The 18,224-nt window shown below is 40.2% G+C and carries 20 protein-coding genes; 8 read left to right on the top strand and 12 right to left on the bottom strand.

Annotation, left to right across the window (positions count from 1 at the left end; genetic code table 11):
• Positions 1-108: 108 nt before the first annotated feature.
• On the bottom strand, positions 109-570 hold the full coding sequence (locus F8M42_RS09115) for a MarR family winged helix-turn-helix transcriptional regulator (RefSeq protein ID WP_182186139.1): 462 nt from the start codon (positions 568-570) through the stop codon (positions 109-111).
• 224 nt (positions 571-794) lie between these two features.
• Here F8M42_RS09115 and F8M42_RS09110 point away from each other — a divergent pair, with 224 nt between their 5' ends.
• The 8 genes from F8M42_RS09110 to F8M42_RS09075 all read left to right on the top strand — a co-directional run bounded on the left by F8M42_RS09110 (position 795) and on the right by F8M42_RS09075 (position 9,527).
• Complete coding sequence (locus F8M42_RS09110) at positions 795-1,862, top strand: type II asparaginase (protein ID WP_182186137.1); 1,068 nt, start codon at positions 795-797, stop codon at positions 1,860-1,862.
• Positions 1,863-2,043: 181 nt separating this feature from the next.
• A complete protein-coding gene (locus F8M42_RS09105) occupies positions 2,044-2,814 on the top strand; it encodes an IclR family transcriptional regulator (RefSeq protein ID WP_182186135.1) in 771 nt (256 codons plus the stop codon).
• 264 nt (positions 2,815-3,078) lie between these two features.
• Positions 3,079-4,362: an MFS transporter gene (locus tag F8M42_RS09100; protein ID WP_182186133.1), complete on the top strand. Its 1,284-nt coding sequence runs from the start codon at positions 3,079-3,081 to the stop codon at positions 4,360-4,362.
• Between the two features lie 18 nt (positions 4,363-4,380).
• Positions 4,381-5,766: a dihydroorotase gene (locus F8M42_RS09095; RefSeq protein ID WP_182186132.1), complete on the top strand. Its 1,386-nt coding sequence runs from the start codon at positions 4,381-4,383 to the stop codon at positions 5,764-5,766.
• Positions 5,767-5,796: 30 nt separating this feature from the next.
• Complete coding sequence (locus F8M42_RS09090) at positions 5,797-6,471, top strand: aspartate/glutamate racemase family protein (protein ID WP_182186130.1); 675 nt, start codon at positions 5,797-5,799, stop codon at positions 6,469-6,471.
• A 48-nt stretch (positions 6,472-6,519) separates the two neighbouring features.
• The gene (locus F8M42_RS09085; protein WP_182186128.1) at positions 6,520-7,293 is read left to right on the top strand and encodes a dihydroorotate dehydrogenase electron transfer subunit; all 774 of its coding nucleotides are present in this window, start codon (positions 6,520-6,522) and stop codon (positions 7,291-7,293) included.
• On the top strand, positions 7,286-8,200 hold the full coding sequence (locus F8M42_RS09080; protein WP_182186126.1) for a dihydroorotate dehydrogenase: 915 nt from the start codon (positions 7,286-7,288) through the stop codon (positions 8,198-8,200). Before F8M42_RS09085 ends, F8M42_RS09080 begins: the two co-directional genes overlap by 8 nt.
• A 25-nt stretch (positions 8,201-8,225) precedes the next feature.
• Positions 8,226-9,527 (top strand): CapA family protein, encoded by a 1,302-nt coding sequence (locus F8M42_RS09075; RefSeq protein WP_182186124.1) that lies wholly within the window; start codon positions 8,226-8,228, stop codon positions 9,525-9,527.
• A gap of 104 nt (positions 9,528-9,631) precedes the next feature.
• On the opposite strand, the gene F8M42_RS09070 is transcribed toward F8M42_RS09075, so the two are convergent.
• Genes F8M42_RS09070 through urtB form a run of 11 tightly spaced genes read right to left on the bottom strand, consistent with a single transcriptional unit; the run spans position 9,632 to position 18,148 of the window.
• Positions 9,632-10,456, bottom strand: coding sequence for an urease accessory protein UreD (locus F8M42_RS09070; RefSeq protein WP_182186122.1), 825 nt, complete (start codon positions 10,454-10,456; stop codon positions 9,632-9,634).
• Positions 10,449-11,057, bottom strand: a complete 609-nt coding sequence (gene ureG / locus F8M42_RS09065) for an urease accessory protein UreG (RefSeq protein WP_182186120.1) — start codon at positions 11,055-11,057, stop codon at positions 10,449-10,451. The genes F8M42_RS09070 and ureG overlap by 8 nt, the downstream gene beginning before the upstream one ends.
• A 15-nt stretch (positions 11,058-11,072) precedes the next feature.
• Positions 11,073-11,762, bottom strand: a complete 690-nt coding sequence (locus tag F8M42_RS09060; protein WP_182186118.1) for an urease accessory protein UreF — start codon at positions 11,760-11,762, stop codon at positions 11,073-11,075.
• On the bottom strand, positions 11,755-12,252 hold the full coding sequence (locus F8M42_RS09055) for an urease accessory protein UreE (protein ID WP_182186117.1): 498 nt from the start codon (positions 12,250-12,252) through the stop codon (positions 11,755-11,757). Before F8M42_RS09055 ends, F8M42_RS09060 begins: the two co-directional genes overlap by 8 nt.
• 15 nt (positions 12,253-12,267) lie before the next feature.
• Positions 12,268-13,986, bottom strand: a complete 1,719-nt coding sequence (gene ureB / locus F8M42_RS09050) for an urease subunit beta (protein WP_182186115.1) — start codon at positions 13,984-13,986, stop codon at positions 12,268-12,270.
• Positions 13,961-14,362, bottom strand: coding sequence for an urease subunit beta (ureB, locus tag F8M42_RS09045; RefSeq protein WP_196596303.1), 402 nt, complete (start codon positions 14,360-14,362; stop codon positions 13,961-13,963). The genes ureB (F8M42_RS09050) and ureB (F8M42_RS09045) overlap by 26 nt, the downstream gene beginning before the upstream one ends.
• Before the next feature lie 15 nt (positions 14,363-14,377).
• Entirely contained in the window at positions 14,378-14,680 is a 303-nt protein-coding gene (ureA, locus tag F8M42_RS09040) for an urease subunit gamma (protein ID WP_182186114.1), read from the bottom strand.
• A 17-nt stretch (positions 14,681-14,697) separates the two neighbouring features.
• Positions 14,698-15,387, bottom strand: a complete 690-nt coding sequence (gene urtE / locus F8M42_RS09035) for an urea ABC transporter ATP-binding subunit UrtE (protein WP_182186113.1) — start codon at positions 15,385-15,387, stop codon at positions 14,698-14,700.
• Complete coding sequence (urtD, locus tag F8M42_RS09030) at positions 15,380-16,135, bottom strand: urea ABC transporter ATP-binding protein UrtD (RefSeq protein ID WP_182186111.1); 756 nt, start codon at positions 16,133-16,135, stop codon at positions 15,380-15,382. Before urtD ends, urtE begins: the two co-directional genes overlap by 8 nt.
• Positions 16,136-16,148: 13 nt before the next feature.
• Complete coding sequence (gene urtC / locus F8M42_RS09025; RefSeq protein ID WP_182186109.1) at positions 16,149-17,225, bottom strand: urea ABC transporter permease subunit UrtC; 1,077 nt, start codon at positions 17,223-17,225, stop codon at positions 16,149-16,151.
• 14 nt (positions 17,226-17,239) lie between these two features.
• Positions 17,240-18,148: an urea ABC transporter permease subunit UrtB gene (urtB, locus tag F8M42_RS09020; protein ID WP_182186108.1), complete on the bottom strand. Its 909-nt coding sequence runs from the start codon at positions 18,146-18,148 to the stop codon at positions 17,240-17,242.
• Between the last annotated feature and the right edge of the window lie 76 nt (positions 18,149-18,224).

Raw genomic sequence — 18,224 nt, 5'->3', positions numbered from 1 at the left:
ATATACTCTCTTTCGCATATTCTTTAATAATACTGGATAAATTAATATTATATAGATAAATGTTGACTAAATTATGGTATCTGGTTAAAAATCTGAGATAGTCTCTCATTAAAGTAAATCATTTATATTCAGCCGATTGTTTTGCATGACTTTATAGGCTTTGTTTATAGTGCGTATAGTAGTCAATATATCTTCATCGACAAAGTCGTTAAATAATGTGCAGAGCCATTGATGATACTTATTGATGTAAATATCATAATATTTTTCACCGAGTGTGGTGAGTGTCACAGTAATGACGCGCTTGTCATCGGTTTGCTGGTGCTTTTGCAGAATGTTTTTTTGTTCTAGTTCATTAATCAGTTTAGTTACACTGGGAGCGGTTATTTTTAAACTTTTACTGATATCACTTATTTTAATATATTTTTTTTGTTTTGAAAGAGTGTGCACGGTATCTATGATATTGATAAGGCGGGGCTTTCGTAGATCTTTTGGCAGGGGAGGCATAAGGCTGCCCATCTTTTTAGCGGTAAAACATGCATCCAGAAAATTTTTTATTAGTTTAGAATTCATAATTTCTCCTGATAGTTATCATTGATAATTATTATTAGTAATTATATGTGTAGAAAAAGATTTTGTCAATAAATGCAATAAAAGTCAATCATATAAATTATAATAAATACAATGAATAATATGAAAAAATAAAATATTTTCATTATTTGTAGTATTAAGTAAAAAACTGTAGAAATATATTATAATTTCTTAAACAATATATTTTTTAAGAGGAGAGATGAATAATGAAGGGGAAGATTTCTGTTTTGTTTATGGCTGCGCTTATGGTAATATTTGGAATGTCGACTGTATTTGCAGAGGCTGGCAAACCCAATATTGTAATATTGGCTACAGGCGGCACTATTGCTGGCAGTGCAGCATCAGATACGGCTACAACAGGGTATAAAGCGGGGGCAATCGGGGTGAATGCACTGATAAATGCTGTACCCGAAATCAAGGATTATGCTAATGTATCAGGTGAGCAAATCTGCAATATTGACAGCAAGGATATGACAGATGCAGTTTGGCTTAAACTTGCCGACAGGATAAATGAGCTTTTGAGTAAAAATGATGTGGATGGTATTGTAATAACCCACGGTACCGATACATTAGAGGAAACGGCATATTTTTTGGATCTTACGATAAAAAGCAAAAAACCGGTCGTGATTGTCGGGGCGATGCGTCCGGCAACGGCAATCAGTGCTGACGGACCGATGAATCTTTTGAATGCGGTACGTGTGGCGGCAAGCAGTCGGGCAATCGGTAAGGGTGTGCTTGTGGCAATGAATGATGAAATTGACGCGGCACGCGATGTTACTAAGACCAATACATTGGCAACGAGCACTTTTAAAGCTCCGGAATTAGGTGTTTTGGGATATATCGAAGATGGTACGCCTGTTTTTTATCGCGAAACAACACGCAGAAATACTATCAATAGTGAATTTTCTGTAGAAAAAGTCACAGCTTTGCCTTATGTGGCAATTATCTATGGACATGCTGACGAAGATAAAGCATTAATTGATGCTGCCATAAATGCAGGGGTTAAGGGTATTATTTATGCAGGTACAGGCAACGGCAGTGTTCATAAAGCCGATGAAGCGGAGTTGGCAAAGGCTACAACCTTGGGAATAGTAGTTGTAAGAAGTTCAAGAGTGAGTAATGGAGCTGTTATTGCTGCAGAACAATCATATATTAATGAACATTTTCTTAATGGTGGGACATTGAATCCACAAAAAGCACGCATTTTGTTACAGTTGTCTTTGTTAAAAACACATAATTTAACAGATATACAAAGAATATTCGATGAATATTAATATCATAACAAATAAATAATAATTATAAATTTACATGCAGCAAATATTAATTAATAATGCGATGAGGTGGTAACAGAGGATATTGTTTATTTCATATGGGTTTAAAAGCGCAACTGTGATATAATATTTGAAAATAAACAATAAATTGATTTATTATTATAAATTTGTAATGGGGTATTTTATGGAATGGTTGGATCGTTTTGTGCAAGTTATGGATATTTTATCATCCGAGCGATATTCGGGCGGGATAGGAATAACTGTGTTATCTAGAGAGTGTGACATCAGCAAAAGCACCTTGCATCGTATGCTTCAAAATATGATTAGCCATGATTTAGTTCTTCAACAGGCTGAAACTAAGAAATATCAGCTTGGTCCCAGAGCGATGGTGTGGGGCAGCAACTTCATAAAAGGACAAAATGTAGCCAAATTTTTGGGGAAATATTGTACTGAGTTAGCAGAAAAGACTAAGCTGTATTCTTTTTTATGTAGATTTTCCGCCGATAAATTATACTGCATCGTTACGCGGCAGCCTTTGTTGGAAGGGCACACATATTTTGTCGGCATAGGACAGATGATGCCATGGCATTGTTCGGCTTGCGCTAAAGCAGTATTGGCTTTTCAACCATTGGTTTTTATTGATAAGATACTGAAGGGGAAGAAGGAAATCTATACTAAAAATACTATTATTGATAGTGGAAGGCTGAAAAAAGAGCTGATTGAGATCAGGGAGAAGAATATTGCATGGTGTCGGGAAGAAATGGAAATAAATGTATCTGCCATGGCCGTACCGGTATTTTCTCAAGGGAATAAGGTGGAATATAGTTTTTCTATAGTGGGAAACAATGAATATATTATGAAAAATCAGATAGAATTGAAGAAAATATTGCTTGATATAAGTAAAAGGGCTAGCGACGATATATCTATTGCAAATACTTTGACGACCATGATATAAAAATCGAAAAAGATTTTGAAATCATATTGACAAGCAAGTGATAATTATCTATTATAAAAGTACACTATAGAAAACACACCATGGTATATGCAATGACGCATAGTAATGCACAAATTGTATATACCATTTTTTAATTCCGTTGAACGGAACGAAGTTTCTTTAAAAGGAATTATAAAGAAAATATAATTAAAATGAAATGTTTTGTTATAGTGTGAAGGAGTTTATAATGCAGAAATTTTATGAGATATGAAGGGGAATGATAAAATGGGAAAAAATCATGTTGAGGGCGAGGAAGGACAACACATAAAGACACTTATAGGTGCTGTTTTAGGTTATGCTGCTGATGGACTGGATGTCTTTTTGTTATCCTTTGTTTTAATTTTTATAATAAAAGATTTTAATTTGACTACGGCGCAGGCCGGTAATCTTACTTTAGCCACTACGATCGGTATGTGGGTTGGATCTTATATATTCGGATATCTGGCAGATAAGTATGGTCGCACAAAGACGTTGTCATTATCAATAATACTATATGCAATCGGTACTGGTGCTATTTATTTTGTCAATGATTATACGGTTTTACTGACACTGCGATTTTTGATCGGCCTTGGTATCGGAGGTGAATTTGGTATAGGCATGGCAATGGTTACTGAAACATGGGCACCTAAAATGAGGGCGAGAGCAACTTCATGGGTATCACTCGGCTGGCAGGGCGGTGTATTGGTCGCAGCGATAGTGCCGGCTACAATAGTTCCGTTTTTTGGCTGGCGCGCAGTATTTCTAGTGGGGCTTATTCCGGCTTTGGTGGCCATTTATGTACGGATGCATTTAAAAGAACCGATATTGTGGCAAAAAAGACGTAATCGCCAGATAGAACTAGAAACAAAGAAGAATAATAATTGTCTTTCAGCTGAAGAGGAAAAAGAATACTATCATATTGCCGGTATGCCTTTAAAAAAATTGTTTTCCAGTACTAAAGTGACGATAACTACTATTGGGCTGACAGTTATGTGCCTGGTACAAAATTTTGGTTATTATGCCATATTCAGCTGGATGCCTACTGTTTTGTCACAGAAATACGGATACAGTCTGGCTAAGACAAGCGGCTGGATGATTATTTCTATTGCCGGTATGATTGTGGGAATAACTTTATTTGGCATATTGGCAGATAAAATAGGAAGAAAGAAAACATTTGCAATGTGGTACGTAGGCGGTACGATTTATTGTGTCTTATATTTCTTTTTATTTACCAGCCAGGCCAGCTTGTTATGGGGCAGTTTCCTTCTGGGTTTCACAGTAAATGGCATGATGGGGGGATATGGTGCTGTAATAGCAGAAAACTATCCGTCAGAAGCAAGATCCACGGCAGAAAATCTTATTTTTGGTACTGGCAGAGGATTAGCCGGTTTTGGTCCTTCTATTATTGGCTATCTTGCTGTCGGCGGAAATATATTGAGTGCAATGAGTCTGGTGTTTGTTATTTATCCCGTTGCATTAGTATGTATGTTGCTTATGATACCAGAAACAAAAGGTGTAGATATAGAATAATAGAAGAAGGTAATTAATATGTTTGATTTAGCCATAAAAAACGGAAAAATAGTTTCGGGTAATGAAATAAAAAAAGCTAATATTTATATTAAAGATGGTAAAATTGTAAAAATTTCTGATGAAAATTTGGAAGCAGAGCATATTGATGACGTAGATAATGCTTTTGTTATACCGGGAGGAATAGATCCACACTGTCATTTTCGTGATCCCGGTGCTGCATATAAAGAAGATTTTAGCCATGGTACAGCTGCCGCAGCGGTTGGGGGAATGACAACTGTTTTTGATATGCCCAATACCAATCCGGCAGTTCTTGACGAAAAAAGCTTTATTTATAAAAAAAAGTATTTTGCTGATAAAGCTTTTGTTGATTACGGATTATGGGGGTTATCTCTGGGAGACTTAAATTTAAATACACTGGATGAAATAAAACAAGCCGGCGGGGTAGGAATAAAATTTTTTTGGGGATATGCTATTAATAAAGATACAAATGCATTAATATATAATTATGTGCCGGGACAAAACGGTGTTATACCTCCGCTTGATGATGGTGAAGTTTATAAAATTTTTGAACAAATAGCCAGTAATGGACATATTTTGGCGATACATGCTGAAAATAATGAGTTAATAAGCATGCTGACAAAACGAGTCAGAGAAAATGGGGAAAATGATTATGAAGCTTTATTGAAAGCGCGTCCTGCATTGGCTGAAGTACTTACTATACAAACAGCAATTGCGTTTTCCCAAGCGACGGGAGCCCATCTTCATATATTGCATGTAACGTCAAGTATGGGAGTGAACCTGATCCGTGAAGCCAAAGCTAAAAATATAAATGTTACGGCAGAGACTTGTACGCATTATTTGTTCTTATCGGACAAAGATTATGGTAAAATTGGATCAGGGATGAAAGTGTATCCACCAATAAAACGCGAATCCGACAGGCTGGCATTATGGGAGGGACTTAAAGATGGCACATTGGATTATGTTTCATCTGACCATGCACCGCACGCAGTAAGAGAAAAAAAGGGTGACTTATTTGAAATTCCTTCCGGGATGTGTGGTGTAGAAACCACTTTGCCTCTTATGCTCAATGAAGTCAGCAAAGGGAAAATAACATTACCCTTTTTGGTACAAGTCTTATCGGAAAAAGCAGCAGGTCTGTATAAGATCGATGACCGAAAGGGTGCTGTTAAAGTTGGTAATGATGCTGATTTAGTAATTTTGGATATGAACAAAAAACAAAAAATACTGAATAAAAATTTGCATAGTAAGGAACCATTTACGGCGTTTGACGGATTTGAAGTCACAGGCTGGCCGCAAAGAACATATTTGCGGGGTATTTTAATAGCAGGTGATGGAGAAATACTTAATAAACCAGAAGGAAGGTTCCTGCGTGCCAATTATTGATTTAAGGAGGAAAGGCTTTAAGCCGGTAAAATGAATTTATTAATTGTAAATCCAACAGGTAATAAGGGTCTTAATGATAAGATTTATGACAGAGCAATTTATTCTGCTAAAATAACGGCCAGAAACAGTGAGGATCATACTAATATATCGGTGATAAACATCGCTGATGCCGCCGGAGAACTCAACACAGCAGACAGTTTGGCAAATCTGCCGGATTTGATTTTGAAGGCACTCCAGCCAATCGCGCATGCATATGACGGAATCATAATAGCGCACAGCAGCGATGCAGGAGTCAATTTCCTAAAAGATGCCTTGAAAAAAACCGTCATTGGCATAAGTTATTCTGCTGTTTATACTGCTTTTCCATTGGGGAAAAGAATAGGAATGTTTGTGGATAAAAAACAAACAGCTATAATGCAGAAACTTATCGATGATTATAAAAAAAGTATTCTTGCTGATGTAAAACTTTTGCCGATCGATATAGGCAGTAATAATGAAGAAACCGTATTGGAAAATATGCGGCAGGCGATAGAAAAAATGACAGATACCAATCGATTGGATTCTGTCATAATAGATGATATAAATATGAGTTTTGCGATGAAACCGTTGTTTGATTTATATAAACTGCCGGTCATTGACGGAGTCATGTCTGCCGTATCAGTGACAGAAAATATCGTATTCAATCAAAAATGGCTTGAAGCGTAACTGTGTGAATACTTTTGATTATATTGTCAGACAAGGGAGGTAGTGTGTTTGAAAAAATTTTTCATTGAAGGACAAATTTTGGCTAATGAAAAAATCCTTGATGATGTTTATTATATGCTTTTAGAAGCACCAGAGATAGCTGATTGTGCAAAACCGGGACAGTTTGTGCATGTTAAGAAAAACAACAGTATCAATTTTTTGCGGCGGCCATTAGGAATAGCAGAGGTTGATAAGAAAAAGGGCACAATAAGTTTAATTTACCGGATAATCGGCAGGGGAACGGCGGAATATGCAGCTATGACAACAGGTGAACAGTTGAGTATAGTCGGACCGATCGGCAACGGATTTACGATTAAAGAAGGCCGGCCATTGGTTGTCGGCGGGGGAATGGGTATGGCACCGCTTGTTTTCTTGGCAGAGCAATTACAAGGAAAGAAACCCTTGGTCCTTGTCGGGGGGAAAACCAAACAGGAAGTATTTTGGCCTAAATATATGGAAAAGTATGCTGATAAGATCTATGTGACCACTGATGATGGTTCATTGGGATTTAAGGGATTCACAGTACAGCTGCTGCCAAAGATTTTAGAGGATAACGCTGTTGACGATATTTATACATGCGGGCCTGACATTATGATGCATTCGGTTGCCCGGATTGCTAAAAAATATGGGAAAAGCTGTCAAGTATCCATGGAAAAAAGAATGGCTTGCGGAATAGGAGTATGCCTGGGCTGTACCTTTACCGACAAAATTACCGGTAAGCGGCGTAAAGTTTGTGTTGATGGTCCGGTATTCCCGGCTGAGGAGGTATTTGATTATGAATGAAATATCTTTGACGGTGGATATAGGCAAACTGCATTTAAAAAAACCGGTAATGGGGGCATCAGGAACATTTGGCTTTGGTCAGGAATATGAAGATTTCCTTGCCGTTGATGAGATAGGTGCAATAGTTACTAAAGGGCTTACCCCTTTGCCAAGAGAGGGAAATCCAGGTGTGAGAATTGCTGAAACACCGGCGGGAATGCTCAATTCCATTGGTTTGGAAAATCCCGGAGTGGATGCATTTATCAGGGATATACTGCCTAAAATAAAAAAATATCGTGTACCGATTATTGTCAATATATCGGCGGGAACAGTTGAAGATTATGGTGAAATGGCACAAAAATTGGATATTGTCGGTGTAGATGCACTGGAAGTAAATATTTCCTGTCCTAATGTCAAAGAAGGTGGCATTGTTTTTGGAACTGATCCTCGTTCGGCTGCCGCGGTTACGTCTTCGGTAAAAAAACATACGGGAAAAACCGTAATAGTTAAGCTGTCACCTAATGTAACTGATATAAGCTGTATGGCCAGGGCCGTAGAAGCTGCCGGCGCGGATGCGGTGTCATTGATAAATACTATCACCGGAATGGTAATAGATATTAATAAACGAAAACCTTTGCTGGGAAATATAACCGGTGGATTGTCCGGCCCGGCAGTAAAGCCGGTCGCCTTGCACCTGGTATGGCAGACTGCCCAGAGTGTTAAAATACCAATAATTGGTATGGGTGGAATAACGGACGGTGAAGATGCCATAGAATTTTTACTGGCAGGAGCCAGTGCAGTGGCAGTCGGGGCGGGAAATTTTGCTAATCCGCGGGCAGTAAAAGATGTGACCGATGGCATTGAAAGATATATGAGAAAAAATAATATACATGGGTTGAATGAGATTATTGGGAAGTTAGAAGTATAGATCTTTTAGTAAAGAAGGGTTGATTTTGTCGCGAATAAGCATAGCTGCTGTTGGGGATTCATTCATTACACAGCATTTGCCGCATGATGCAAAATTTGCGGATCTGCGTGATTATTTTTTGCAGTATGATGTCAGATTTACTAACTTTGAGGTATTGTTACATGATTTTGAAGTTTATCCGGCACCTGTCAGCGGAGGCACATGGGCGGCTGCAAGACCGTACGTGACGGAAGATATAAGGGATCTTGGCTTTAATATTGTAGCATGGGCAAATAACCATAATATCGACTGGAATATTGAAGGGATATTGACTACATTGCGGCACTTGGAAGAAAGCGGCCTGGTTAATGCCGGAGTGGGTCGTAACCTGGCGGAAGCGGCGCAGCCGCGATATATTGATACATCTAATGGACGATTGGCGCTGATAGGTGTTACTTCGACCATATCAGAGTGGGGAATGGCCAGTTATCCAAGAGCAGATGTTTTGGGAAGGCCGGGGGCAAATGTGCTTCGTTATCAGGCAGAGCATATTGTTTTGCCTGAGCAGCTGGAAACGTTACGGGAAATAATTGACCAGACAGAAATAAATTCCAACCGTCTACTGAATGAAAAGGAAGGTTTCACAAAACCATTAAAAGACGGCTTTTTTATAAACAATATCTGCATTAAAGCCGGTGCTGAACCGGGTACAGTAACGAAAATGAATATGCAGGATGCGCAGCGAATTGTAAGATCGATACAAGAGGCAAAACGCCAGGCTGATGTTGTCATTGTAAGCCATCATACTCATGAGAGAAAGGGTCTTGATAAACAGCTGCCGGCTGATTTCGCCAGGGATTTTGCCCATTTATGCATTGACAATGGTGCGCAGGCCTATATTGGTCATGGACCTCATATTTGGCGCGGTATTGAGATATATAAACAAAAACCGATCTTTTATAGTCTGGGAAATTTTATTTTCCAGAATGATTTAGTTGAACGGCAGCCTGCTGAGTTTTATAATCTTTATAATCTGGACAGTGAGAATACTGTAGCTGATGGACTGGATATCCGCAGTGCTAATGATACCCGCGGCCTGGCAGCTGACAGACGTGTTTTCGAATCGGCAGCAGCAGCCTTTTTTGTTGAAGATGGAAATATCACCGACATACAGATAAGACCATTGACATTAGGGTTTAAAAATGGACGGGCACAACGGGGCAAACCGGAGTTCGCCGATGCGGCAAATGGTAAGCGCATATTGAATGAGATAGCTGCGTTATCGGAAAAATATGGAACAAAGATAAAAATAGAAGATAATTTAGGTGTAATAAAAATAAATAAGTAAAATAAAAGACTATCATACGAACGACATTGACCTCACAAATATGCAATTCCATGACTTCCCTTAGAAGGGTAGCTATGAAATTGCATATTTATAAATGAGAATGTTTATGTGTGATAGTTTTTTTGTGGTTTTAACATGTTTTTTATCAAATCGATGAGGTCTACTAAGATTTCGCTGGAATAGGCAAATGCTTTTATACATAAATGATTAGTGCTGAGGAGACTCACACCACTGTCAATGTTTGTCTGTGTATTGATAAATTCCCGGATTTTTTTGATCAGTTTGTCAACATTTTCAAAGTTGAATAAAAGAATTGTTGCCAGGTGGGTATATCGTTCATAAAAGCCAAATGATGCCAGTTTTTGCTGATCAGGGAAATAACGGGTATTTTCAAAGTAACAAAGTTGTGTACCTTCGTAGACTTTTAGTAAAGCAGTGTATTTTTTATAAAGAAAGTGTTCCTTGTGTTCAGTCCGGCCGCTGCTCAATATTTCACTGTAAAAAAGTTTTGCGGTATTATCAGTAAGATGAATGACAGTATCACTGGCAAAAGCGGATTCGGCGAAGGGAATGACGGGCTGCGGCATATAAAAAAGTAACGTGTTTTCCGCTAAGATGATCCTGGTACTGCGCCGGCCTTCTCCATCAGGCATTTTATGGATTTTTTCATATGATTGTGAAGTTAATTCTACACTGGTTCCTTTTTGCAGACAGATGGTTATCTTTTGCTGATCACCAGACATGATGCCTGCAGAGGCAGTTAAAATCATATAGCGTGTAATCGGGACGGAGCAAAATGGTTGCATTACTTTGAAGGGGGCTGTAAAGTAGACATCATTAAGAAGGGTTTTTCCCAGTCGGCAACAAAATTTTAAAGACAGACAGGAAGGTTTTCCATAGGCACTATTGATATTTTTCTGCTTAGACATCTTCAAGCAGAGCCTCATGCTTTATCCATGCTATGATTTTATCGATACCCTTGTTTTCCCGAATGTTGGTGAATAAAAAAGGTTTGCTGCCGCGCATTTTTCGGGCGTCGCGTTCCATTACGGAAAGATCAGCTCCGACATATGGTGCCAGGTCAATTTTATTGATAAGCAAAAGATCTGACCGCATTATGCCGGGACCGCCCTTGCGGGGAATTTTATCACCTTCAGCTACATCAATGACAAATATCGTTTTGTCGGCGAGTTCAGGGCTGAAAGTAGCAGATAAATTATCACCGCCGCTTTCAATGAAAAAAATTTGTACATCGGGGAATTTTTCACTCATTACTTCAATAGCATCAAGATTCATTGAAGCGTCTTCTCTGATGGCTGTATGGGGACATCCGCCGGTTTCCACGCCGACTACGCGTTCTTTTTCCATTACCGAATTTTTAATCAGGAATTCGGCATCTTCTTGTGTATAGATATCATTGGTAATGACGCAGATGCTGTAATCATTTGATAATATACGGGTGAGTGCTTCTATTAATGCGGTTTTGCCGGAACCGACCGGACCGGCTACACCGATTTTTATATAACTCATGAATAATCTCCTTTTTTATGACATATATAGGCGAGAGTATAATGTTTCGTGCTGCATTGCCCGAATATCGAATCCCGGTGTTGACAAACAGAAATCGTCTATTGAAAGAGAATGAAGCTTATCTAACAGTTGCGGCCATTGCACACTGCAGCTGCGCAATATTTGCTGGCCGGAAGTTTGACTTAATGGGATGCTTTTCACACATGTGTTTATGAGACTGGCTGCCTGTGCGTAAATGTAATGCAGGCAGGAATCCGGCAGTGCAATGTCTGCCGCCGAGCAGAAAACACCGTAAGCTATCGGGTGGGCGTGAAGCCGGGACTGTGATATATATCGGTAAAAATTATCATCAATTGAAGGTAATGGCAGGGATTGGACTGTTTTTATAAACCTCGAACCTAATTTAATGGCGGCCTGACGAAGCTCTAAAGGGGCTTTTGCGGTTAAAAAAATTTTTTCCAGATAATCAATAGCAGCTAAATCGTGGTTATTAGTTTGTTCATAGGCAAGCTTGACAGCCAATAATTCGCTGTGTAAAAAAGCTGATGTCATATATTGTGTAAGCCATTCTTGCATACTTGAAGCATCAGTTACCAATTCATGCTGTATATAAGTTTCCAGACCGTAAGAGTGAATATAGGTTCCTATTGGGAAAAGAGCATCATTTATCTGCAATAATAAAAATTTTTGCTCAATGTTATTCATTTGTAGTCTCCGCTGTGTGGTGGTGATTGTGTACGGTTGAGCCGCCAATGCGCCAGTGATTGTCAAGGCGTCGATTTTCTATAACAAAAGAAATATGCAATTTTTTCAGCAATTCCTCAAAAGGGTGATCGTAAGGGATAATGAATTCTTCATTATCGGGCAGATAATAGAAAGGTGCATGACGATTGCCGGTTTCATAGCATAACGTGATAATTTCCAGTTTGCTGTGGCATGGTACTGTCAGGCATTTACTGGGAATAATCTCAACAACAATAGCATCACTGTCATCGGCAACTGCCAGCACATCACCATACCATAAACCACGCTGCTGTTCTTTGTCTGATAAGCGTACAGCAACATCACGTCCCTTATGGCTTGTCAGACGATGGATTTTCTTTTTGCTGTCATACCATTCGATATTTACTATGTCCATAGGATAATTTTTGAATTTTTCATCGTTTATGTTTCCGAGTATATGGTCAATCAGCATGATGGTACCTCCCTATTAAAATAGATTATACAATTGTGCTAATGGCAGCTTTGGGGCTGGTTTGCTGATCAAGCGGATGCCATCAACGTGTACGGCATATGTTTCAGGATCTACATCAATATGCGGTGTGGCATCATTGAGCACCATATCTTTTTTACTGATTGTGCGGCAGCCATGAACCGGGAGCACTGTTTTTTCCAGTTTTAAATTTTTCCGGATATCATTTTTCCAGGCTGCTTTGGATACAAAGGTTATGCAGCTGGGATATTTTGCTTTACCATCTGCACCAAACATGTGACGATAAAAAACCGGCTGTGGTGTAGGTATGGATGCATTGGGATCTCCCATCTTAGCTGCGGCAATCATACCGCCTTTTATAATCATTTCAGGGCGCACGCCAAAAAAAGCAGGGTGCCAGATGACAAGGTCAGCAAATTTACCTTTAGTGACAGAGCCGACATATTCAGAAATTCCTTGCATTATGGCGGGATTGATTGTGTATTTTGCAATATAACGACGGATGCGAAAATTGTCATTTTCTCCCTTTTCTTCCGGTAAACGACCGCGTTCTTTTTTCATCTTGTCAGCTGTCTGCCATGTACGGGTGATTACTTCACCGACACGGCCCATGGCTTGTGAGTCGGAACTCATCATGCTGAAAACTCCCATGTCATGTAAGACATCTTCTGCGGCAATTGTTTCCGGACGTATCCGTGAATCGGCAAAAGCGACATCCTCGGGTATGCGGCTGTCGAGATGATGGCACACCATCAGCATGTCAAGATGTTCATCAATGGTATTGACAGTAAAAGGCATTGTCGGATTGGTGGAAGACGGCAGAATATTATGGAATCCGGCAGCCTTTATAATATCGGGAGCATGTCCGCCGCCGGCTCCTTCTGTATGATAAGTATGGATAGTTCTGCCGGCTATGGCCTTCAATGTATCCTCTACACAACCGGCTTCATTAAGGGTGTCGGTATGGATGGCTGTTTGAACGTCATATTTGTCGGAGACTTGCAGGCAGGCATCAATTACGGCCGGTGTTGCTCCCCAGTCTTCGTGAATTTTTAAGCCCGCGGCGCCGGCTAATATTTGCTCTTCCAAAGGCTGTATATTGGAACAATTCCCTTTAGCCAAAAATCCCAGATTCATCGGATATTCATCAGCGGCCCGCAGCATCTGGGCCAGATTCCATGGCCCGGGTGTGCATGTGGTGGCATTTGTTCCGTCGGCGGGTCCGGTGCCGCCGCCGATCATTGTGGTTATGCCGCTATAAAGTGCCGTATCGATTTGTTGTGGACTGATGAAATGGATATGTGAATCAATGCCGCCGGCAGTGACAATCATACCTTCGGCGGCAATAGCTTCAGTTGAAGCGCCAATCGTCATCCCGGGAGTTACATTGTCCATTATGTCAGGATTGCCGGCTTTGCCGATACCGGCAATTTTACCGTTTTTAATACCTATGTCGGCTTTACATATATTGTATGCATCAATGATTAAGGCGTTTGTCAGGACAAGGTCGAGGTCACCGTCATTGCTAAGGGTGTTTACTGATTGTCCCATACCATCGCGCAGTGTTTTCCCGCCGCCAAATTTTACTTCATCACCGTAGTAGGTATAATCTTTTTCGACTTCAAGAAAAAGTTCCGTATCGGCTAGGCGGACTTTATCACCTGTTGTTGGACCAAACATCATTGCATATTCAGCGGCTTTCATTTTTCGGCTCATAATTTACTCCTTTCTGTATAAAACCGGCTTTTTCTGCTCGTTCCAAGACCAGACGCCGGGTGTCGTCGTTTATATGAGAGCAGGTCAAGGCATTGAAACCGAATACCCTTTTATTACCGCCAATAGCGGTTAAATGTACGGTCTTGTTTTCACCGGGTTCAAAACGTACTGATGTACCGGAAGGAATATCAAGTCTCATACCGAAGGCTGCATTTCTGTCGAAAGATAAGCAGCGGTTCACTTCGAAAAAATGAAAATGCGAACCTACCTGCACCGGCCTGTCACCGGTGTTACCGACGAGTATTGTCATAGTGGGACGTCCGCTGTTTAGTTCTATATCACGGTCAGCAGTTATGATTTCTCCAGGGATCAACATCTTTACACCTTCTTTTTATTGAATGGGATTATGGACAGTTACCAGTTTTGTCCCGTCGGGGAAAGTAGCTTCAATCTGGACCTCATGTATCATTGAAGGGACTTCCTCCATGACATCATTGGAAGTCAGTATTTTACGCCCGGACTGCATCAGCTGTGTCACTGTTCTGCCTTCCCGGGCTGATTCCAGCAGCTGCCTGCTGATATAAGCTATAGATTCCACATAATTAAGTTTAATGCCGCGTTCTTTACGTTCTTTAGCTACAGTACCGGCATAATGCAGCAATAATTTTTCCATATCTTTAGGTACTAAATGCATAATGTTCACCTCTTTGTTTAAATGGAAATTTTATGTTGAATTGTCTCTTTATCCATGTCACAAACGAAACCTTGGGCAACTATGGTACCTTTGTCCATGACATAGTAATAGTCAGCAATGTCAAGTATAAATTCCAAATATTGTTCTACGATTAAAATCGTGTAGCCTTCTTTTTTTAGATGGAGAATGACTTTGCCGATATCTTTGATAATCGATGGCTGTATTCCTTCAGTCGGCTCGTCAAACATTAATAGTTTGGGACGGGCAGTCAGTGCTCTGGCAATGGCAAGCTGTTGCTGCTGACCACCGCTTAAATTGCCCCCTTTGCGCGAGAGCATTTCTTTTAATATGGGAAATAATTCGTAAACTTCGGTGGGAATACTGCCTTTGCCGTTATTTACTTCCAGGCCAAGCTGTAGATTTTCCTTTACCGATATATGAGGAAAAATATCCCGTCCCTGGGGCACATAACCGATACCGGCACGGGCACGAGCGTAAGTCGGCTGATCGATAATTTCTCTGCCCTGTAGACGGATACTGCCGCAGGGAGTATTCACCAGTCCCATGATGCTTTTTAGAAAAGTGCTCTTTCCGACACCGTTCCTTCCCAGTAAACATACTATGCGTCCTTCTTGTACATCAAGGTTGATATTTTTTAGTATGATACTTTCACCATAAAAAGCCTGTAAATTTTTTACCTCAAGCACAGTTTTCACCCCCTCTGCCCAGATAGACATCAATTACTTTGGGATTGTTTTGTATTTGGTCTATACTGCCTTCATCCAATATACGTCCTTCATGCATCACTGTCACTTTAGTGGCATATTCCCGGACAAATTCCATATCATGTTCAACGACGATAACAGTACAGTGCTGGGCTATTTTCTTTAACAGTTCACCTGTTTTGGTGGTTTCTTTGCGGCCCATTCCAGCAACTGGTTCGTCAAGCATGATGAGCTTTAGATCTTGGACCAAAAGCATAGCTATTTCCAGCCATTGCTTTTGTCCATGTGAAAGTTCAGATGCCATTTTATCACGATAGTTTTTTAAATCTACCAAGGTCAGTATTTCGTCTATTTTTTGTTCCTGTTGTCTTGTTAGCTTCTGTAGCAGTGAGGAGCAAATACCACGTTTCTTAACCACGGATACTTCCATGTTTTCATGGACGGATAAGCTCGTGAAAACCGAAGGTACTTGAAATTTGCGGCCAATACCTATATTGACTAATTTATGTTCAGGATAACGCATGATGTTTTTGTCACCGTTAAAAACTATGGTTCCTTGCTGAGGATGTATTCGTCCACATATAGCATCCAGTAAGGTCGTTTTGCCGGCGCCATTAGGTCCGATAAAAAAGCGGATTTCACCTTTTTCTATTTTGGTAGTAACACCATTTAATGCGCGAAATCCATCAAATGATACTGTTAGATCCCTAATTTCGAGAATTGTTTTCATAACACACCTCAATTTATCGACTTATCGACGGAGATTTTTCTGCAGCTTTTTCCTTTTTGACATGCCATACTACACGGGTTGAGTATTTTTTAACGAGACCAATAAGCCCTTCCGGCATGAAAATGACGACTATGATAAAGGCCAGACCTAAAAAATATGACCACACTTCAGGGAATGATTCACTGATGCCGCTTTTTAGGCCATTTACGAGAATTGCTCCAATGACGGCTCCGATTAATGTACCTCTGCCTCCGATAGCTACCCATATTACCATTTCTATTGAGGGGACGATTCCCATTTCGGCCGGTGATATAATACCAACCTGGGGTACAAAGATTGCTCCAGCGATTCCGGCGATGACAGCAGAAGATATATATACAAAAATCTTATATGCGGCAGGATTGTAACCAGAAAACCTTACTCTGTTTTCGCCGTCACGAATTGCTATCAGGATTTTGCCAAGACGATGGCTGACAAGAAATCGACAGTATAGATAAACTATAACCAAGAAAAATATAGCAGCATAGTATAATAAATACTTAGTATTGTCTGCTGCCAGCGGCAAACCAAACATTGTGCGGAAACCGGTAAGACCGTTGGTTCCTCCTGTATAGGCCTGTTGTCCAATAAAAAGTATCACGAAAATCAGTGACAAAGCTTGCGATAATATAGAAAAATAAACACCACGAATACGGTTTTTAAAGGTAAGAAAACCGATAATGGCAGCCAAAATAGCTGGTATGATAATGATTAGAGCAAGAGACAGAGGGCTGGAGAAGGGCGTCCAAAGTGCCGGAAGTTTTTCCAGACCGCTCCACGACATAAAATCGGGCAGCTTGCCATGGGCGGCTTCCATTTTTAAGTACATTCCCATGGCATAAGCACCTAATCCAAAAAAGACACCATGTCCAAGGCTCAAAATACCGGTATATCCCCAGATAAGATCGATACCGAGTGCCAAAATTGCGTATGCAATAAATTTACCAAGCAGGTTTATTCTAAATACGGATAGAAATAATGGTGCCAGTAAAAGCAATAATATAATAATGAAAAAGATCTGATTTGTTTTAAAAAAAGTTTTTGTAGTCATAGGTACCGCCTTTCTTATTCGTCTAATGAGCGGCTGTTGATAGTGAACAGTCCTTTAGGTCGCCATTGCAAAAATAAGATAACTAAAGTAAATATCAGGACTTTTCCCAAGGTTGCGTCTGTCAAAAATTCCAGGGTGGTATTGCCGGTGCCAATAAGGAAACCGCCGGCAATAGTTCCCCATAAGCTGCCTACACCACCAAGGACTACAACCATAAAGGTATCGACTATATAATTGGTGCCTAGTGTTGGGCCTATAGAGCCTAGCAGGGTCAAGGCACAGCCGGCAATTCCGGCCAGTCCGGAACCAAGGGCAAAAGTATAAGCATCTATTTTGCGGGTGTTTATACCAAGGCTGGCTGCCATAGCCCGGTTTTGCATGACGGCTCGGATTTTTCGGCCATAATTGCTGCGATACATCAGATAATAAATAGCTGTCATGCAGATAATTACCATAAGCATGATGAAAAGACGTTTATAAGGAAGCTGCAGGCCAGGATGAATTAAAAGGGCACCGTTTAACCAGTCGGGACTTTTAACATCAACATTGGGGGCACCAAATATGCTGCGGGCCAATTGCTGCAATATAAGACTTACACCCCAAGTGGCCAGTATACTATCAAGAGCTCGGCCATATAAGCGGCAAATGACAAGCTTTTCCAATACCCAGCCGAATATGCCAGCTGCCAAAAAAGAAGCAGGAATAGCAACAAAAAAGTAAAAATCGAAAATAGAAGCAGGCAGATATTGGCTGAATATATTTTGGATGACGTAGGCTGCATATGCCCCAATCATTATGAATTCACCATGGGCCATATTTATTATTTTCATAAGACCAAAGGTGATTGCCAGTCCCAGCGCGGCCAGCATGAAAATTGAACTTACGCTTATGCCGTTAAAAAATTGAAGAAGATAAGTATCCATTGTTTTTACTGCTGCCTCCGTTTATTAATAAAAATAAAGCGGCATATTTTTGGCATACCGCTTTATTTTTTTATTC

It is taken from the genome of Pectinatus frisingensis, assembly GCF_014076555.1.
Taxonomy (GTDB): domain Bacteria; phylum Bacillota; class Negativicutes; order Selenomonadales; family Selenomonadaceae; genus Pectinatus; species Pectinatus frisingensis.
Note: the sequence above shows the minus strand (reverse complement) of the source record. Positions and strands in the feature narration are given on the sequence as shown.